Origin of the sequence: Roseburia sp. CLA-AA-H209 (assembly GCF_020687575.1) — a bacterium.
GTDB classification, from domain to species: Bacteria; Bacillota; Clostridia; order Lachnospirales; family Lachnospiraceae; genus Roseburia_C; species Roseburia_C amylophila.
This window is the reverse complement of record NZ_JAJEQU010000012.1, coordinates 51528-70004: the sequence shown is the minus strand read 5'-3', so window position 1 is coordinate 70004 and position 18477 is coordinate 51528. Positions and strand designations below refer to the sequence as shown.

The following is an 18477-nucleotide window of genomic DNA, read 5'->3' as shown; positions in this document are numbered from 1 at the left end:
AGTGCATTCTGTCAGGAAATAAAATGACATTTGTCATATCTTAACGTTCCTGTTGTCTTTTCCTTGAAAGAATAGCCGTTGCAAGACCAAGGAAGATAAGACCTGAGATAAACATATATAGTATTTTCATATGAGGGGAAAGAGTGGCATTTCCAAAAGAAATGGTAAGTCCCATATAATCCGCATATCCGGTCTTTATTTCGGAGGGGCAATGAAACCATTGCAATTCCTGATTCATCCAGATTTCACGAATGGCGGAAGCCCCCTGAAAGGCTGGAAGAAAGCGGATGATATATTTAAGAGTCTGGGGCATATTGCCGTATGGAACATAAATTGCAGCAAAAAATCCAATCAGAGTACCCAAAAGCGTGGTCAGACCATTGAATGCACTATTGGTATGAATAAAAGAAGCGCATAAAAAGACAAAGGAAGCAGAGGAAAAAATAATTGCAAGAAGTGCAAAGAGAATTTCTAAAGTATCATGGGCAGTTATAAAGGAGCCATTAGCAATACCAAGATAGATGACTCCGATTATCAATGTGAGCAGGCACATGATAAAGGAGACAATAATTGCAGCAATGACATAACCTGCAACATAGTATCCGCGTTTTACGGGTGCAACAAAAAATGCAGATATCTTACCGGATTCCTCATCTCTTACCATGGTTCCCACCAGAGTCATGGAAATGCTTACGGCATTGACAACCAGGATACCGGCAATGGTCCAGATAATGATGAGCGAAGATGCATGAACAGCTTCGTATTTCAGACCGGTTCCAAGAACCTGAATTGTGGAATCAATATTTCCCTGTCCGAGAAATGCAATCATAAGGGTTAACACAATAAGAGTAGAAAGAAGAGAAAAGAATACACTGATTCGGTCTCGGAAATAAAGTAAGATATTACGTTTTATAAATGAAATTAGTATCATAGGTTAATCCTCCAGTTTTTTTCCTGTTATTTGAATAAAAGCATCATCCATACTGCCTTGAATAATTTCAATGCCATCATAGGGAGTGGTTATCCGGGGCATGATATGCAAAGCATCTTTGGTAGTAGATAGGGGAATTGCAATTCCGTTAGGGAGACGATAAGAAGCCAGTGAAAGAGCAGCCAATTCCCGGTTCAATGGTGTAATTTTGTTAGTATAGATTTTTAAAGTATCGGAAGCATATTTATTTTTTAACTGGGATGGAGAGCCGGAAGCAATGATTTTTCCGGCATCCATAATGCAAAGTTGTTGTGCCATAGAGGCTTCTTCCATATAGTGTGTGGTGAGAAAAATTGTCATATGGCGCTTTAACCGGAGACTTTCCAGACAGTCCCACATAAGTTTTCTGGTCTGCGGGTCAAGCCCGGTAGAAGGCTCATCTAGAAATAATATTTCAGGAGTATTCATGAGTGCCCGGGCAATTTCGCAGCGTCGTTTCTGACCACCGGATAATTTACGAAAAGGTCGTGATAATAAATTTTGAATGTTAAGAATTTCGGCAATCTCATAGAGATTTTTTTGAACCGTCTTTAAATCTTTTTCATATAGAAAGCCTCTCATCAAAAGATTTTCTTTTACTGTCAGATAATCATCTAAAGTATTATTCTGAAAAACAACTCCAATTTTATTGCGGATGGCATCGGCTTCTTTTAAAGCATCGTAATCACATATTTTGACAGTTCCTGCAGTTGCTTTCAGTAAGGTACAAAGAATATGAATTGTAGTGGATTTTCCGGCACCATTTACACCGAGCAGTCCAAATAAATCTCCTTTTTTAACAGAAAAAGAAATATCATCTACTGCTTTTATATCGGAATAATATTTTTTCAAGTGTGAAATCTGTATTGCATCCATGTTATGCCTCCTGTAGATAGAGATAAATAATAGCGGTTTTATAAATGTAGTATAGTAGAGTGACCGGAGGACTGGTAAGTGCATTCTGTCAGGAAATAAAATGACATTTGTCATATCTTAGGAAAAATGATACAGTAAATGCAGTAGAACCCTAAGGAAGGGGAAGAAAAATGTTAAGAATACTGGATAAGTTACTTCTTTTTGCCATGTGCAGCTGCCTTATTTACCAGTTAGAGGGAGACTACCGCAGAGTTGTAATCTTCATCATTGGTCTGATTGTGGCAGCGTTGACTCTTTATATTGAAAACCGGAAAGTCATTGGCGCATTGCTGATAGCAATGGCAGTATTGTGCCTAATCGAGCCGGGATTTACCTTTTTGCTGCCGCTGGTGTTTTTTGACAGCTTCTGGTTTGGCCTGTGGTGGGGCATGGGATTTGCAGTTTTATTCTTTTATGCACTGCCGGTGTACCAGCCATGGATGACAGCCATCTGGCTCTTTTTGTCATTGGCAGCGGTGCTGTTGGCTTATTGCACCAGACAGGCAACGGAGCTAAAGCGGAATCTGATTCGGCTCCGGGATACCAGCACGGAGTTAAGCCTTGTGATGCGGGAGAAGAACCGCAAGCTTTTGGAAGAGCAGGATACAGAAATCTATATGGCAACGCTAAAGGAGCGGAACCGGATTGCAAGGGAAATCCATGATAATGTGGGACATATGCTGTCCCGGGCAATTCTTCAGATGGGAGCACTGAGCACCGTATATGAGGAAGAGCCGCTGCATGGTCAGCTTTTAAAGGTAAATGATACCTTAAATCTTGCCATGAATAATATCCGGGAAAGTGTGCATGATCTGCATGATGATTCCGTGGATTTAAAGCAGGCATTATTAGAAGCAACCCGGGAAATGAAGCAGCATTATCATCTGGATTTAGAATACGATATGTCACAAAATGTTCCACGAAAAGTCAAATATTGTTTTATCGCAGCCGTAAAAGAAGCAATGTCAAATATTGTAAAATACAGCAATGGTGACCGGATTGAGATTGTTCTCAGGGAACATCCGGCACTGTATCAGATGACCATCGAGGACAATGGTACGGATGAGAAAAAGCAGAAAAAGGCAACGGAGCAGATGCGGGAAGAAAAGGATGACCTTAAGAGTGCGGCTGGAGGCATGGGACTTTCGAATATGCGGGAACGTGTAGAGTCGTTGGGCGGAAGCATTCATGTAAACTGCGAAAAAGGTTTTAAAATATTTATATCAATTCGAAAGAAAGAGGAGGCAGTATGAGAGTCCTGATAATAGATGATGACGAAGATGTGGTATTTTCCCTGCAGACCATTCTCTGCGCCAAGGGAGTGGAGGTAGTTGGAACAGGCACCGATGGAAGCGAAGCGGTAAAATTGTATGAAGAGCTTCAGCCGGACATTTTATTAATGGATATCCAGATGAAGCCTATGAATGGGCTGGATGCGGCAGAGCAGATTCTTGCAGAAGACAAGACGGCAAGGGTGCTGTTTCTGACCACATTTTCTGATGATGAATATATTGTGGAGGCGTTACGAATCGGTGCGAAAGGCTATTGCCTGAAGCAGGATTTTGCAGCAATTGTTCCGTCGTTAAATGCAGTCATGAGCGGACAGAGCGTTTTTGGTGGAGAAATTGTGAATAAGCTTCCGGTTCTGATGCAGAATAAGGAAAGCTTTGACTATGCCAGCTATGATATCAGTGAAAAAGAGCAGGAAATCATTCACCAGGTGGCACTTGGACGCTGCAATAAAGAAATTGCAGAAGCATTATTTTTAAGTGAGGGAACCGTCCGCAACTATATCAGCAGCATATTAGAAAAGCTGTCCCTAAGAGACCGGACGCAGCTGGCGGTATTTTATTACCAGCATTTATAAAAAAAGAAAGAGGATTTTTATGATTTTTGAGACACATGCACATTATGATGATGAGAAATTCAAAGAGGACAGAGAACAGCTTGTTTCTTCTCTTCCGGAGCAGAACATAAGGCGGGTAATTAACGTAGGTGCAGACTTTGCCGGCTGCGTGGATAGCGTAGCATTGGCAGAGAAATACGATTATATTTATGCAGCAATCGGAATTCATCCAAGCAATATCGAAGATGCAACGGAAGAAAATTTAGCATGGATAAAGGGAAAGGCTTCCTGGGAGAAAACCGTTGCCATCGGAGAAATCGGGCTTGATTATTATTGGGATAAGGAGCCAACAGTGCAGCAGGCACAGCGGGAAATGTTCTGCCGTCAGCTTGCGCTGGCAAAAGAGATGAGTCTTCCGGTTATCATTCATTCCAGAGATGCCGCAGAGGATACCATGAATATTATGCAGCAGGCGCATAAGGATGGCATTCCGGGTGTCATACATTGTTATTCTTATTCAAAGGAAATGGCGAAAGAATATGTGAAAATGGGATATTACATTGGTGTCGGCGGTGTAGTTACCTTTAAAAATGCAAAGAAGTTAAAGGAGACCGTAGCAGAAATCGGACTGCCTCACATTGTATTGGAAACTGACTGTCCATATATGGCACCGGAACCGCATCGTGGCACCCGGAACGATTCAAGGAATCTTATTTATGTAGTAAAAACCATCGCCGAACTGACCGGAACAACACCGGAAGAAGTGGAAGCAGTTACCTGGGAGAATGCAAAAAAATTATTTCAAAAAGTGAAGTAGATATTAAAACAGCTACTGCATTACATGGAGCATTCATCCATAGAGAATGCTTCCACCGAGAATCTGAAAAAGTTACACCGGATGGTAACAGCAGTCAAGCGGGATGGAGAGGTAGGTCTTGCATATATGAAGAGTTTTGAGAGAGAAGAGAGGATTCGAAGACAGGGCGAAGAAGAAGGAAGAAAAGCCGGACTGGAAGAAGGTAAGAAAGAAGGTCTGGAAGAAGGCATTATAAAACTCAGCCGTAAACTTGGAAAAGAAGATACGGAAATTCTGTCATTATTGCAGGAAGAACTGCAGATAGATGAAGAGCAGGCGAAACGGATACTGGAAAAATATCAGTAGTATGGAACAAAAAAAGGGCAGCACTCCTACTGGAGTAGCTGCCTGATTAATTCTAAGTGTAAGTGGATAGCCTTTTTATAAGCATCCATATCCCGGTTCTTAAGGGATAATAAAATTTGTTCATGCTCCTGCTGTGCAGTAATTCTTCCATAAGAGGTATTTCCTTCGCCATAATAAATCGATTTACTGATCAGGTTATTCAGTGTCATATAGAAGACAGGAAGCGGAAGTGTTCAGGGCAGATTCAACCATATCTACAAGAACCGTTTCATTTGGAAGCGTAACATAATTGCCCTTGCCGATTACATTCGTAACCAGTTTTTTCTCGGTAAGAATCTTGATAGCTTCCCGGATGACATTACGGCTGACTCCATATTGTGTTGCAAGAACACGCTCGGAAGGCAGAAAGTCCCTCATCGATTTCTTCTTTTTTGACATTTAATGGAGTGGCAAACCACATACCATTTCCATTTACACCGCAGTTTAAGGTGAGCATATGACGTTCTAAGAAGCCCTTCTTTACTTTTGCCCAGATGTCTGGTGCCGGGGTGCCATCCTCATGGGAAAATTCAATGGCAACCATAAGACCGATACCACGGACATCGGAGATGCAAGGATTTCCACCAAAAGTGGTTCCATGGGTACCAAGCGGCCATTTATCCATAATTTCCGGGGTGGAAATCACGGCACTCATTGGAAGACCGCCGGCAATGGCTTTACCAACTGTCATAATATCAGGTACAACGTCGAAGTTCTGGCTTGCCCACATTTTGCCGGTACGTCCGTAGCCACACTGGATTTCGTCGAAAATCAGGAGAATTCCATGGTTGTCACAAATTTCACGGACACTCTGTACGAATTTCCTGGAAGGAACGACATAGCCGCCTTCGCCCATAACCGGTTCCATATAAATGCAGGCAACATCTTCCGGATAGACAACATATTTCAATAATTTATTCAGCTCAAACAGTGCATAATCGGTACGTTCTTCTTCTGTCATACCGGCAGGACACAAATCTTTTCCAGGATATGGCGCAAAGTAGACATTATCCAGTTTATGGTTTCATCTGCATGTACTCTGCTGCCGGGTAATGTCTGCCGGGTAGAGACTGCCAGGTAAAGTCAGCCAGAAAACAATAGAAACATTTATTTACCGGATGCCAGTTCCACCGTGTCTTTCCAGAATCGTTTTGGAATATTCTGACTTTGCAGCTTCGGATTCTTTCTTGCTTCAATGGCAATGCTGTCAAAGAAACCGCACCAGAGCTTCTGGTATTCCTTTTCGGCAGGGGAAAGCCGTGTGATAACGTCCGGATTTAAATTGGATGCATCCGTAAGGAAGTATCCACTGCCGGCTTTGTGAATGGCGGCAATCTGGTGTGTTGCGTCATAAATCATAAAATGTTCCTGTGGAAGGCGGTCAGTAAAATGTTCTGCCAGAACGGAAATCACCTGATTCTTAGGGTGGATGGTAGAAAACAGGACTCCGTTTTCCAGTTCCTGAAAACGTAAAAAACCAAGCAGATGGTGGGCTTCATTTCCGGTGGAACGACTTAGTTCAAAGACTCTTGCAATATAAGGATTGCCAAGAGCCTGTAAAATCCGATGACCATCCGCTAAAGAAAATCCATATAAGAGTGTACGGTAAATGCAGTCGGCTTTGTCTGGATGCTCATTCTTTTTCTTATCATCATGGGCAAGAACCGCCTGAAGAATATCCTGATAGACCTCCATGCCAAGACGGGCAATAATGGTGCGTCCAACCTTTTCGCTCTTTTCGGAATCCGGTGTGACAGTAATATATTCAGAAAAGAGTTCGTAAGTTATCGTATCATTGATACAAAGCTTTATATTTTTGTGCCCGTATCTGCTGGCCCAGGCATCATAGATGCCGGTAAAGATGCCATCGATGGAATCTTCACAGAGAAATATATGCATAAGAAAAAGTCCTTTCCTGTTTACTGAAAAATCATGGTTATAGCAGTTTATCCGACGCATAAATCGTTGGTGGTCAGTTTAAAATCACTTAAGGCATCTTCATCGAAGAAGGAAATCTGCTTATAACTGGAATCCCGTATTTCCTTCGGAATCTGAGTTTTATCCTGCATCAGACAGCTGCAGATATAATCTTCATTTTGTGGAATGGAATACATCATACGACCGGAGCAGGTAATAAAGTAGGCAGCCCGTTTTAAGACAACTCCGATTTTCTTTAAATCGGAAAAATCAAGGCGGCTGTGACGGCGGGCTTTTACAATACGGTTGGCAGATTTCACACCAATGCCCGGAACACGTAGTAAGGTGTTGTAATCTGCCCGGTTAATCTCTACCGGAAAGGCTTCTAAGTGGCGGAGTGCCCAGTCGCATTTCGGGTCTAAGAAGATATTAAAATCCGGACGGTCTTCGCTTAATAGCTCTCCGGCAGAAAAACCATAGAAGCGAAGCAGCCAGTCTGCCTGATACAGGCGGTGTTCCCGCAGAAGGGGCGGACCACCGGGAAGGGTTGGCAGATTGGAATTGTGATTTACATTGACAAAGGCTGAGTAGAAGACTCGTTTCAACTGGAAATTCTGGTATAAGCCTTCTGCTACCTTCATAATCTGATAATCGTTTTCTGGGGTGGCACCGATAATCATCTGGGTGCTTTGGCCTGCCGGTACAAATTTCGGTGTCTTATGGTAAACCATCAGCTCATTCTGATTTTCCATAATGCCATTTTGAATCAGACGCATGGGCTTTAAGATGGTTTTGCGGGACTTATTTGGTGCAAGAGCCTTCAGTCCGTCTGCGGTTGGAAGCTCCAGATTAATGCTCATACGGTCAGCAAGAAAGCCTACTTTTTCAATGAGAACTGGGTCGGCACCAGGAATAGCTTTTACATGAATATATCCGTTAAAATGATGGCGGACACGGAGCTGGTAAAGTGTCTGATAAATCAGTTCCATAGTATAATTCGGGCTGATGAGAATACCGGAGCTTAAGAAAAGACCTTCAATATAATTTCTGCGGTAAAATTCCATGGTAAGGGTACAGACTTCGTCCGGTGTAAAGGAAGCCCTTGGCACATCATTGTTGCAGTTATTCTGGCAATAGGCACAGCGGAAAATGCATTCATTGGTAAAAAGAATCTTAAGCAGGGAAATACAGCGTCCATCGGCAGAGAAGGTATGGCAGATTCCGGGAGCAATGGAATTACCCATGCCATGGCCGTTTCCCTTGCGGTCTACACCGCTGGAGGTACAGGCAACATCATATTTGGCGGCATCCGAAAGGATGGTCAGTTTTTCCAATAAAGACATGTTTTCTGTTATATTCAAAGCAATCACCTTTTCTATAAAATCCCCAATAATAGTTGCGTAGAACTATTTTCCTCTGTTATCATAAAAAGGACTGGACAAATCAGAACGTTTGTTCTAAAATGATTGTAACACAGAAATATGCAGTTGGCAACAAAAACCGAACATTTATTCGAAAAAAAGATAGAAAGAGCGGTTAAATAAAGGAGCAGGCATGGCGGAATTAGGAAATCCACAGAATACAATAGAGGTACTGCAGAAGTACCGGTTTAATTTTCAGAAGAAATTCGGGCAGAATTTTTTGATAGATACTCATGTGCTGGATAAGATTATCGATGCATCCGGAGTGAAGGAGGATGATTTTGTATTGGAGATTGGTCCGGGAATCGGAACCATGACACAGTATCTTTGCGAGCGGGCAAGAGAAGTGGTTGCGGTGGAGATAGATAAGAATCTGATTCCGATTTTGTCGGACACACTGAAGAATTATTCCAATGTAACAGTAATCAATGAAGATATTTTAAAGCTTGATATCTGTAAGCTGGCAGAAGAGAAGAATCAGGGAAAGCCAATCAAGGTAGTGGCGAATCTGCCTTATTATATTACCACACCGATTATTATGGGACTGTTTGAAAGCCATGTGCCAATTGACAGCATTACGATTATGGTGCAGAAGGAAGTGGCAGAACGTATGCAGGAGGGACCGGGAAGCAAGGAATATGGAGCACTTTCCCTTGCAGTACAGTATTATGCGAAGCCGGAAATCGTGGCAAATGTACCACCGAACTGTTTTATGCCAAGGCCGAATGTAGGCAGTGCGGTCATCCGTCTGACCCGGCATGAGAAGCCGCCGGTAGAAGTGGAAGATGAGAAACTGATGTTCCGTATTATCCGGGCATCCTTTAACCAGCGCAGAAAGACACTGGCAAACGGACTGAATAATTCCCCGGAGATACATTTGCCGAAAGAGGTAATACAGGAAAGTATCGTAAGCCTTGGAGTTCCGGAGAACATTCGTGGAGAGGCACTGTCCTTAGAGCAGTTTGCGGAACTTTCCAATGAGATAGGACAGCGTATGAATCAGTAATATTTTACTGGTATACATCCATTTCTGTTACATATATATGTAGAACAGGAGTGGACAGGATATGAAAGAAAAAATAAAAATGATACTGTGTCTGTGTCTGATTATTGCAGGATTACCGATACTTATGACCCTGGTGTTCCAGGGGGATGAGATATTATTGGATACAGACAGCAATGAAATACAACATAAGAGCAGTCATCCCGATGAAGAAGAGAAGATGGCTGCTCTTGTGTCTATTCTGGCACGGGATATCCCGGTTACCTATGAAGAAGAAGCGATTCGTGCGCAGGCAGTTATTGTGCGGACCAATTATGAATATGCCCTGTCGCAGGGAAAAGCACCGGAGACGGGACTGAGTGTTGCAGAGCAGACCAAATTATTTGGAAATGAAAATTATAATCGATATTATCAGAAATTAGAAAATTGCCTGATAGATACCGAGGGGGAAGTCTTAACATATCAGGGACAGGAAATTGAGGCTCCCTATTTTGCAGTCAGTGCAGAGAAAACGAGAGGGACAGAGCTTCCTTATCTCAAAAGTGTGGAATCCATATGGGACATTACATCAGAGGATTTTCTTAAGGTGGAATTCTATGATGCAGGAGAACTGGTGGATACCTGCAATCAGGCATTTCCGGAAGCAGGACTTACAACGGAGGATTGGGTGAATACGCTGGTGGTGACAGAGCGGGAAGAAAGCGGATATGTAAAAACCATACAGGTTGGGAACAGTAGTGTCAGCGGGGAGGAATTCCGCAAGGCATTTTCCCTGAATTCCGCCTGTTTTTATATCAGGGAAATCGACGGCAGGGTACGTATTGTGACCAAAGGTTTAGGACACGGTTATGGACTTAGCATATATGGAGCAAATGAGATGGCAAAAGAGGGAAAAACTTATCAGGAAATTTTAAGCTATTATTATTCCGGAATTGAAATTACAAAAAAATGAAATATAAAGAAGAATAAAATATAAAAAAGAATAATATATGAAAAAACTGTTCATACTTATAAAAAATAAGATATGGATGGTGAGAAAATGAAAGGAAGAAGATCATGGATGATTGCCCTGGCTGTCATGGTACTGGCAGCAGGAGCAATGACAGCAGTATATAATTATTCCCAGAAGGAAGAAAAAAAGCAGCAGGAAAATGTTGCAGATAAGGATGCAGGAAAAGACAAAGGCAATAAAAAAGAAGATGGAGCTTCGGATGATTTTGTGGCAACGCTTCCAAAGACAGAGGAAGAAACATCGGAGAAACTGGCAGAGACAGACAGTATCATAAAACCTTCTGATAACGTAGTTGCTTCAAAGGATTCGGATGGACAGGCACAGTCCGACAGCGGGCAGACGGAAGAAGAAAATGTAACAAATGCAGTGGCTGAGGTAGAAAATGAACCTGAGACAAAGGCGGCAGCAGCCACCACAAAAACACTGCATTTTGCGGAAGAGGATGGATTAAACTGGCCATTACAGGGTAATGTAGTCTTAAATTACAGCATGGATCAGACCGTGTATTTTGCAACGCTGGATCAGTATAAATATAATCCGGCAGTGATTATTGCCGGAGAAGTAAATGACAGGGTATCCGCAGCCGCAGAAGGAAAGATAACTGATATTTCCAACAGTGCGGTCACAGGATGTACCGTGACTATGGATTTAGGAGATGGTTATAGTGCTATTTACGGGCAGCTTAAGGAAGTGCCGTATGAAGTGGGCGACATTGTCGGCAAAGGAAAACTGGTAGGTTATATTGCGGAACCGACGAAATATTATTCCGTGGAAGGAAGTAATCTTTATTTTGCCTTGCAGAAAGATGGCGAACCGGTAGACCCGGTAAGCTTCTTTGAGTAAAAGAGCCATACTTGAAAAAAGAGCCGCATACCTATATAATAAAAGACATTAAAAAATACGAAAAAGGGTGCGCAAAAAGATGGATTTTAATGCTTACAGCAGCGAAGTATTGGAATGGTTAGAGGGTGTCCGGAAGAATCGGGGAACAGATGCCGAAAAAACATTGATGCTATGTAAAAATATAAGAGATTATGCCAGAGAGCAGGATGATGAGAAACTGTTAGGCTATGCCTATTATTACAGTGGCGAGACATATTATCTTCTGAATGATGTGGATAAACTGTTTCGCAATCTTTCCTGTTCCCTGCCATACCTGGAGCATTCCAGACAGCATGGTTTATTGGCAAGAGCCTATAATATTCTTGCCATTACGTCCATGAATCGTGGAAATGCTCCTTTTGCCATGGATTATTATCTGAATGCCAGAATGTATTGTGAAAAATATAAATTATATGATATTGGTATTATTATCAATATTAATATCGGTATGCTTTATAATAATTTTGGGGAATACCGGCAGGCAGAAAAATATTTAGAGCAGGCATATGATTTATTGCAGAAGAATAAGGAAATACCGGAATATTACAGTTATCTTCTGAATATCTATATAGGACTGGGAAACAGCTGCTTTTATCAGGAAGAGTATATGCAGGCACAGGAATATGCACTGCGGGCAAAAGAGGTGTGCAGTGGACATCTGGAAGAGTTAGAGCAGATTGCCTTTGCCTGCTTTGAAGCAAGACTCTGTAATGCCATGGGAAAGAAAGAAGAATGTGACCGGAATATAGCAATTGTGCAGAAGGTATCAGATACCAGAATGCCGATTCTTGATATTTTTGATGATCTTTATGCTTATTGTGAGATGCTGTTAGATACCAGAAAGGAAGAGAAATTCTGGAAATTAGTAGAACTTTTAGAGAAGATGGCAAGGGAAGCTAAGATTATTTATATGCAGAAGCGGATTCTGACTTTAAAAATCCGTTATTATAAGCGGCAGGAAAAGAATCGTGAATATCTGCAGGCATGCGGTTTGTTTTTTGAATTGTCCGAGATACTGGAAAAAGAAAATAAATATATCATGACCTGCATCTTAGATATGCGTTATACATTGGAAGAGACGAACCACAGCAGAAAGAAGATGGAAAAAGAAAACAGGATTCTCTTAGAGCAGTCCCAGACCGATGCACTGACCGGAATCCCGAACCGCTATCGGTTAGAACAGCATGCGCAGAAGGTATTCGAACATGCCATAGCAGAGAAAATTCCAGTGGCAGTGGAAATACTGGATATCGATTATTTTAAACAATATAATGATAACTATGGGCATCAGAAGGGTGATTTATGTATCTGCCGTGTAGCAAAGGAAATTCAGAAGTTAGCGGAAAAGGATGATATTTTCTGTGCACGGTATGGAGGGGATGAATTCATTCTAATTTATGAGGGATATTCCAGAGAAGCCGTAGTCATTCTTACAGAAAAATTAAAGCGAAGCATCCGTGACCTTAATATGGAGCACGCTTTTTCAGAGGCACAGCGCTATGTATCCATTTCCCAGGGAATCTGTTATGATATACCGGATGCGGACAGAACGATGAAGAACTTTTTGCAGAAAGCCGATGATTTACTTTATCAGGTCAAAGAAGAAAACCGGGGAGGAATCTGTATTGGAAGCTGTCGGTAAATGGAACATACATAAGAAAACTGCATAAGATAAAATGTAACGGCCAAAAATCCGCAATCGATACTTTTTTACCAGTTTATGGAATATGAGTAAGATACTTTTTTGGTCGATTGCTTTATATAGAGATAAGACTGGGCGGTGCCCGGTCTACATAGGAAGGATTACATGAAAGAGAAACATAATTACACTTATATGGTGCTCTGCCGGGATGGGAGCCTCTATACCGGCTGGACGACTGATATCGACAAGCGGATTGAAGCACATAACAGTGGAAAAGGAGCAAAGTATACCAGAAACCGGGGACCGGTGGAGCTGCGGTATTTAGAGGAATCCGGGACGAAGGAGGAGGCCATGCAGAAGGAAGCAGCCTATAAAAAGCTGACCAGAAAGCAGAAGGATGCGCTGATTTTGTCGAAGAAAAATCTGTTGCAGTAAATTGACAAGCAAAAAACAGTCTGTTATGATTAGCCGCGGTGGCTTTTTATAAAGTGACTGGAGAACAGGTTACTGACAGATGGGAAAAAGTTCCCGCAACAGGAAGGAAAAGAATGAATACAATCAGATTTGATGAATTAGATTTAAATCCGCAGATTTTAAGAGGAATTGCGGACATGGGATTTGAAGAGGCAACACCGATTCAGAGTCAGGCAATCCCGGTGGTTTTATCAGGTGTGGACGTTATCGGACAGGCTCAGACCGGAACCGGCAAGACAGCAGCTTTTGGAATTCCGATTTTACAGAAAGTAGACCCGTCTTTACGGAAAACGCAGGTTTTGATTTTATCTCCCACCAGAGAGCTCGCCATTCAGGTGGCAGACGAAATCCGTAAGCTGGCAAAATATATGCACGGTGTAAAAGTGTTGCCAGTGTATGGTGGACAGGACATTTCCCGCCAGATTAAAGCCCTAAAGGGTGGCGTACAGATTATTATCGGAACACCGGGACGATTGCTGGACCATCTTCGCAGAAAAACCATTCGCCCGGATTTTGTCCATACCATCGTCTTAGATGAAGCGGATGAAATGTTAAATATGGGATTCCGTGAGGACATAGAAACTGTATTAGAATATATTCCGGGAGAGCATCAGACCGTACTGTTTTCTGCAACCATGCCAAAGCCGATTCTTGACATTACAAGAAAATACCAGCATGATGCAGTCAATATCAAGGTTGTAAAAAAGGAACTCACCGTAGCCAACATTGACCAGTACTACTATGATGTAAAGCGCAAGGATAAAGTGGATGTCCTTACGAGACTTTTGGATTATTATAATCCGAAGCTTTCATTGGTATTCTGTAATACCAAGAAAATGGTAGATGAGCTGGCAACGGAATTATCCGGCAGAGGCTATAGTGCAGAGGGACTTCATGGAGATATGAAGCAGTCCCAGAGAGACCGGGTCATGAATAATTTCCGGAAAGGAAAGACGGATATTCTTATTGCAACGGATGTGGCAGCAAGAGGAATTGACGTAGATGATGTAGAAGCGGTATTTAATTATGACCTGCCGCAGGATGATGAATATTATGTACATCGAATCGGAAGAACCGGACGTGCAGGCCGTTGTGGTAAGGCATTTTCTTTTGTAAAAGGCAAGGAAGTCTATAAATTAAAAGATATCCAGCGTTACTGCAAGACAAAGATTTTAGCACAGCCGATTCCATCCACTGATGATGTGGCACAGATAAAAGCTGAAAATATCATGGAACAGATTGGAACTATCATAGAGGAAGAGAATCTTTCTGATATGATAGAGCTGATTGAGAAGCAGGTAAATGAAGCTGATTATACTGCCATGGATATTGCAGCAGCTTTCCTCTATCAGGCAATGGGGGCAGGGGAGAGTTCTTCTGAAAAAGAAGAATACGACTTTGCCAATACCGGTGCAGAAGAGGGAATGGTAAGACTGTTTATCAACATTGGAAAGAAAGACAAGATTAAGCCGGGAGATATTCTTGGCGCCATCGCCGGAGAGTCCGGTATGCCGGGCAGACTGGTGGGAGCCATTGATATGTTTGATAAATATACTTTTGTGGAAGTACCAGGAGAATATGGCAAAGAAGTCTTAAATGCCATGAAGCATGCGAAGATAAAGGGAAAAGCCGTCAATATGGAACCGGCAAACCAGAAATAAACAAAAAAAGAGGGACACGATTTACGTGTCCCTCGCAGTTTTTATACCCGTGAAAACATTTTCTTAAGAAGGGGGTTCAAAGGCTGTATATGGGAAGGGTTCAGACCGTTGATGTCAATGGTATAAGAGCCGTTAATCTGTCGTCCCAGACCAAATCCTAAGAGAACCGTCTTGTCAATCTGATACATATCCCCGTAGTTATACTGATTATAAATATCGTCAAGGGAAAACAGTTCATAGGTCGCACCGTTATTTTCCGGCATGGAAAATACCACGGTTTTCACACCGGTCTGTGGATTTACATAAACCTTCTCCTTCGTATATCATTGATTTACAAAATTTTTTATTTTATCCCGTTTATCGATACCTAACTTTTCCAGAATTCCTGATATATAATGCTTAACTGTGTTCACTGAAAATCCTAAATATTCTGCAATTTCCTGATTGGTCCAGTTCCGGCATGCCAGCATTGCAATGGAAAACTCCAATGGAGACAGGAGATCCGTCACTGTTTTTTGCATCTTAGGATTGTGGATTTTCATCCAGCTACGACTAAATGAGATTATCCCGCCTGCCAACTGCTTATAAATCTCTGGTTCTTTTTTCGGACACAGACCTCCAATAATCCCTGTAACAGCCCATGATACTCAATAAATGGCTCCCAAAATCTATCCGGTCTGGCCATTTCCCATGCAGAATTTACTGAGTGTATGGCTTCTTTTTGTTCTTTCAGATTAATCTGACACATTGCCTGCACACAGTTCAGATATATTATGGGTATGGGATACGTCGTATCTGCCATCAAAAAAGCTCCCTGGACAAGCCCCTTTGCCCGGGCATATTCCTGCCTTAAATAAGTTTCATGTGCCAGAAGGCTGATTGCAAACAATCTCTGTCCGGTCGGAAGATATGGGATATACTGCAGAAACGGCGGCACCTTTTTTTCTGGCGTAATATGAAGAAAAATATTAGTTATATAATAGGCAAACAGACAGGACGCCTTTTGCTCCATCGTTGCATTTTCCTGTACCACCTGAACCATGCATCGCTGTATATCCTCTCTGGCCTGTTGTGCCGCTTTGGAATCTCCAATTGTCAGATTGGCAAAGGTATAGAGCATATCTGCAGATAAACGAAGCATGATATCTTCATGTGACAAATATGGTTTCACAGTCTCTGCACACAGTTCTGCATTGGCAGAAAAGTAATAATATTCTGCTAATGCAATCTGTGCTGATTCTTTATCTTCCATTTCTTTAATTACTTTTTCAGCGTTTCCTGTAAAATGATACAGTTTGTTACATAGAGAGCATTTTTATGGGGTAATATTTATTTACAAATGTTTCTTTTTACGATAATAAACGGTACCAGCAATAATAATTTCTGAAACAATCAGCCATGCCGCCCATACCAAAGGATTATTATAATCCCCTGTTTTCGGAGACTTATCCGTAGTCTGCTTTGTATTAGTTTGAGTTGCAGGCTGGGTATTTGAGGCTGTAGCCGTTTCCTGATTTTTATTGTCTGGATTCTGGTTTACGCTTGCCTGGATGGTAAACGTAGTACTTGCAGAACCATCTGTCCACAACATTTCCAGGTTATGTGTTCCGGCAGTCAGTGTATTCAGGTAAGAGGACTTCAAAGTAACAATGGTTGAACCGGACTTCACATCATAATTATCTTTTCCAATCTGAACACCATCTACTTTGATTCCGGCAAATTTAGAGAACTCTGCATCCACCCGGATGGTAAGGCTGTTGCCACTCTGCAGGACATAGCTGCTTTCAGTTCCTTCTATAATTTTATAAGAAGTTTTGGCTTCTTCAGTTTCGGTTTTTACCGGCGGGATTTCGACTGCAGTTTTAGCATAATTACAAACTGTACACTGCTCATGCTTAGAACCTTTTTCCGTAGACGTAGCTTCCTTGTCGATTACCCAGGTAAAGCTATGTCCGGATTGATTTATTTTTTCACCACATTCACAGGTATTCCAATGATTATCCGCATCGGAATGCCATCCGGTACGGTCTGTTGTATGCTCTGCTGTTTTTGCGATTACAACATCCAAAGCAGTAATCATATTTGCTCCATTTGCATCACTGAAATAACCACCGCAGTTTGCACAGACCCAATATTGTATATTTCCCTCTGTCAGATGGGTTGCTTCTTTTCTGTCAACCTTAGACAGTGTATGTCCGCCAAGATAACTGCCGCAGATATTTGAGAGCAGGGAGGTTGTGTCTGCTGCCTTAATCTGGTTGGAACCAGGTGTTCCACTATCCGCACCTACATCATTGAGTGAAGGGTTCTTCTTTTTATCAAAAGCACAGCCAGCAGTGGTGCCATTATTATCATATCCAATGAATCCACCCGGTGCAATTGTTGGATGAGAACCTGTTACAGTACCTGCAGCATTACAGTTCTGAATATTTCCTTCGGTATTTGTACCGGCAAAGCCACCGGTTTTCGGCTCCCAGCCTGCCACCGTACTCTTTACATTACCATAGGAAACACTGTTACGAATCTTTCCTTTTTCCAGGTATCCGACAAAACCGCCGGTATTCCAGTTATTTGCCTCAACATTGCCATAAGATGCACAATGCTCTATTTCCACACTGGCGTCGGACTCAAATACACATCCGGCAAACCCGCCGGTTGACCATCCTCCGGATACGCTGCCTTTGGCGGTACAGTTTTTGTAGGAGCCCTGGAAAACATTTCCGATGAATCCACCACTGATACACCTTCCTGTCACAGTAACATCCGCGGAACAATCCGAAACATGGGCACGGCTTGCATCACCAATCAGCCCTCCGGCATACATCTTGGAGTCTACCTGTCCGGTTCCCTGACAGGTAGACTCCAACAAAGGTAGCTCTGGAACCACCCATCGTTGTAAGCGAACCTACCAGCACTCCGGCACCGTAAATATCCGGACTGGCATTTGCATCCGTGGAATTTCCGGCATAGATGGTAGCATTTTTAATACAAAAATTTTTCAGTACTGTTTCATCAGATACAGCTACTACGACACCAAACAAGCCGGCACAGACGTTATTTCCCCGTTCATCCACATATAAGCCTGTAATGACCTGATTATTTCCATCGAAATATCCTGAAAAAGCTTTGGAACTTGCATTTCCATAACCGATAGGAATCCATCTCTTTCCGCTCAAATCAATTGGAGCGGTCAACTTAAAATATTCCCCCAAATGTGTTTGCTCAGGTACTCCAGAATTTACTTCTGATGCCAGCTTTGCAAGCTGTCCTGCCGTAGCAATCTGATATGGATCATCCTTTGTACCGTTGCCGCCAGCAAAGTCAGTTGCTGTAAAATCTGTCCATTTCTCTGTTGTAACATCTGCCCGGGAAGTTATCGGTGTCAGTGTAAACAACATACAGACTACCAAAACCAAACCTAGTAACTTTTTTCTTTTTCCCATAATTCGTCCTTTCCCTTTAATGATTTTTAGTAAGATTCAAACCGACAAAATCAAGGTTTACGATTTTATTTTACCAATTTCATTTTCCTT

The 18477-nt window shown here is 42.2% G+C and carries 21 protein-coding genes; 10 read left to right on the top strand and 11 right to left on the bottom strand.

Annotated features, from left to right (window positions below; translation table 11 throughout):
• Positions 1-40: 40 nt before the first annotated feature.
• Together LKD41_RS11600 and LKD41_RS11595 are read right to left on the bottom strand one after the other, a co-directional pair.
• Positions 41-931 carry an ABC transporter permease gene (locus LKD41_RS11600; protein ID WP_117842130.1) on the bottom strand — a complete coding sequence of 297 codons (891 nt, stop codon included), beginning with the start codon at positions 929-931 and terminating at the stop codon, positions 41-43.
• A 3-nt stretch (positions 932-934) separates the two neighbouring features.
• Positions 935-1846, bottom strand: coding sequence for an ABC transporter ATP-binding protein (locus LKD41_RS11595; protein WP_227701256.1), 912 nt, complete (start codon positions 1844-1846; stop codon positions 935-937).
• 170 nt (positions 1847-2016) lie between these two features.
• Here LKD41_RS11595 and LKD41_RS11590 point away from each other — a divergent pair, with 170 nt between their 5' ends.
• Genes LKD41_RS11590 through LKD41_RS11575 form a run of 4 tightly spaced genes read left to right on the top strand, consistent with a single transcriptional unit; the run spans position 2017 to position 4893 of the window.
• On the top strand, positions 2017-3138 hold the full coding sequence (locus LKD41_RS11590) for a sensor histidine kinase (RefSeq protein ID WP_227701255.1): 1122 nt from the start codon (positions 2017-2019) through the stop codon (positions 3136-3138).
• The gene (locus tag LKD41_RS11585) at positions 3135-3752 is read left to right on the top strand and encodes a response regulator (RefSeq protein WP_117842127.1); all 618 of its coding nucleotides are present in this window, start codon (positions 3135-3137) and stop codon (positions 3750-3752) included. The genes LKD41_RS11590 and LKD41_RS11585 overlap by 4 nt, the downstream gene beginning before the upstream one ends.
• A 19-nt stretch (positions 3753-3771) precedes the next feature.
• The gene (locus LKD41_RS11580) at positions 3772-4548 is read left to right on the top strand and encodes a TatD family hydrolase (RefSeq protein ID WP_227701254.1); all 777 of its coding nucleotides are present in this window, start codon (positions 3772-3774) and stop codon (positions 4546-4548) included.
• Between the two features lie 24 nt (positions 4549-4572).
• Entirely contained in the window at positions 4573-4893 is a 321-nt protein-coding gene (locus tag LKD41_RS11575) for a hypothetical protein (protein WP_227701253.1), read from the top strand.
• Between the two features lie 195 nt (positions 4894-5088).
• Here LKD41_RS11575 and LKD41_RS11570 read toward each other — a convergent pair whose 3' ends face one another.
• From LKD41_RS11570 to LKD41_RS11555, 4 genes are all read right to left on the bottom strand, one after another.
• Complete coding sequence (locus LKD41_RS11570) at positions 5089-5310, bottom strand: FadR/GntR family transcriptional regulator (protein ID WP_227701252.1); 222 nt, start codon at positions 5308-5310, stop codon at positions 5089-5091.
• Positions 5252-5947 (bottom strand): aminotransferase class III-fold pyridoxal phosphate-dependent enzyme, encoded by a 696-nt coding sequence (locus LKD41_RS11565; RefSeq protein ID WP_227701280.1) that lies wholly within the window; start codon positions 5945-5947, stop codon positions 5252-5254. Before LKD41_RS11565 ends, LKD41_RS11570 begins: the two co-directional genes overlap by 59 nt.
• A gap of 92 nt (positions 5948-6039) precedes the next feature.
• Positions 6040-6831: a TIGR03915 family putative DNA repair protein gene (locus LKD41_RS11560; RefSeq protein ID WP_022244231.1), complete on the bottom strand. Its 792-nt coding sequence runs from the start codon at positions 6829-6831 to the stop codon at positions 6040-6042.
• 47 nt (positions 6832-6878) lie between these two features.
• Positions 6879-8210 carry a putative DNA modification/repair radical SAM protein gene (locus LKD41_RS11555; protein ID WP_227701251.1) on the bottom strand — a complete coding sequence of 444 codons (1332 nt, stop codon included), beginning with the start codon at positions 8208-8210 and terminating at the stop codon, positions 6879-6881.
• Positions 8211-8403: 193 nt separating this feature from the next.
• On the opposite strand from LKD41_RS11555, the gene rsmA reads away from it, so the two are divergent.
• The 6 genes from rsmA (at position 8404) to LKD41_RS11525 (ending at position 14944) form a co-directional block, all read left to right on the top strand.
• A complete protein-coding gene (gene rsmA, locus LKD41_RS11550; RefSeq protein ID WP_227701250.1) occupies positions 8404-9276 on the top strand; it encodes a 16S rRNA (adenine(1518)-N(6)/adenine(1519)-N(6))-dimethyltransferase RsmA in 873 nt (290 codons plus the stop codon).
• A 61-nt stretch (positions 9277-9337) separates the two neighbouring features.
• Positions 9338-10225, top strand: a complete 888-nt coding sequence (locus tag LKD41_RS11545; protein WP_227701249.1) for a SpoIID/LytB domain-containing protein — start codon at positions 9338-9340, stop codon at positions 10223-10225.
• An 87-nt stretch (positions 10226-10312) separates the two neighbouring features.
• The gene (locus LKD41_RS11540; RefSeq protein WP_227701248.1) at positions 10313-11128 is read left to right on the top strand and encodes a M23 family metallopeptidase; all 816 of its coding nucleotides are present in this window, start codon (positions 10313-10315) and stop codon (positions 11126-11128) included.
• A 79-nt stretch (positions 11129-11207) separates the two neighbouring features.
• Positions 11208-12809 (top strand): GGDEF domain-containing protein, encoded by a 1602-nt coding sequence (locus LKD41_RS11535; RefSeq protein WP_227701247.1) that lies wholly within the window; start codon positions 11208-11210, stop codon positions 12807-12809.
• Positions 12810-12974: 165 nt separating this feature from the next.
• Positions 12975-13244, top strand: coding sequence for a GIY-YIG nuclease family protein (locus LKD41_RS11530; RefSeq protein ID WP_117697895.1), 270 nt, complete (start codon positions 12975-12977; stop codon positions 13242-13244).
• Between the two features lie 113 nt (positions 13245-13357).
• Positions 13358-14944: a DEAD/DEAH box helicase gene (locus LKD41_RS11525; RefSeq protein ID WP_227701246.1), complete on the top strand. Its 1587-nt coding sequence runs from the start codon at positions 13358-13360 to the stop codon at positions 14942-14944.
• Between the two features lie 41 nt (positions 14945-14985).
• On the opposite strand, the gene LKD41_RS11520 is transcribed toward LKD41_RS11525, so the two are convergent.
• The 5 genes from LKD41_RS11520 to LKD41_RS11500 form a co-directional block, all read right to left on the bottom strand.
• Positions 14986-15207, bottom strand: a complete 222-nt coding sequence (locus LKD41_RS11520; RefSeq protein WP_147422403.1) for a hypothetical protein — start codon at positions 15205-15207, stop codon at positions 14986-14988.
• A gap of 60 nt (positions 15208-15267) precedes the next feature.
• On the bottom strand, positions 15268-15414 hold the full coding sequence (locus LKD41_RS16065; RefSeq protein WP_431978790.1) for a LuxR C-terminal-related transcriptional regulator: 147 nt from the start codon (positions 15412-15414) through the stop codon (positions 15268-15270).
• 92 nt (positions 15415-15506) lie between these two features.
• Positions 15507-16196: a DNA-binding response regulator gene (locus tag LKD41_RS11510; RefSeq protein WP_227701245.1), complete on the bottom strand. Its 690-nt coding sequence runs from the start codon at positions 16194-16196 to the stop codon at positions 15507-15509.
• An 81-nt stretch (positions 16197-16277) separates the two neighbouring features.
• Positions 16278-17810 (bottom strand): GLUG motif-containing protein, encoded by a 1533-nt coding sequence (locus LKD41_RS11505; RefSeq protein WP_227701244.1) that lies wholly within the window; start codon positions 17808-17810, stop codon positions 16278-16280.
• The gene (locus LKD41_RS11500) at positions 17743-18387 is read right to left on the bottom strand and encodes a hypothetical protein (RefSeq protein ID WP_227701243.1); all 645 of its coding nucleotides are present in this window, start codon (positions 18385-18387) and stop codon (positions 17743-17745) included. Before LKD41_RS11500 ends, LKD41_RS11505 begins: the two co-directional genes overlap by 68 nt.
• Positions 18388-18477 lie beyond the last annotated feature (90 nt).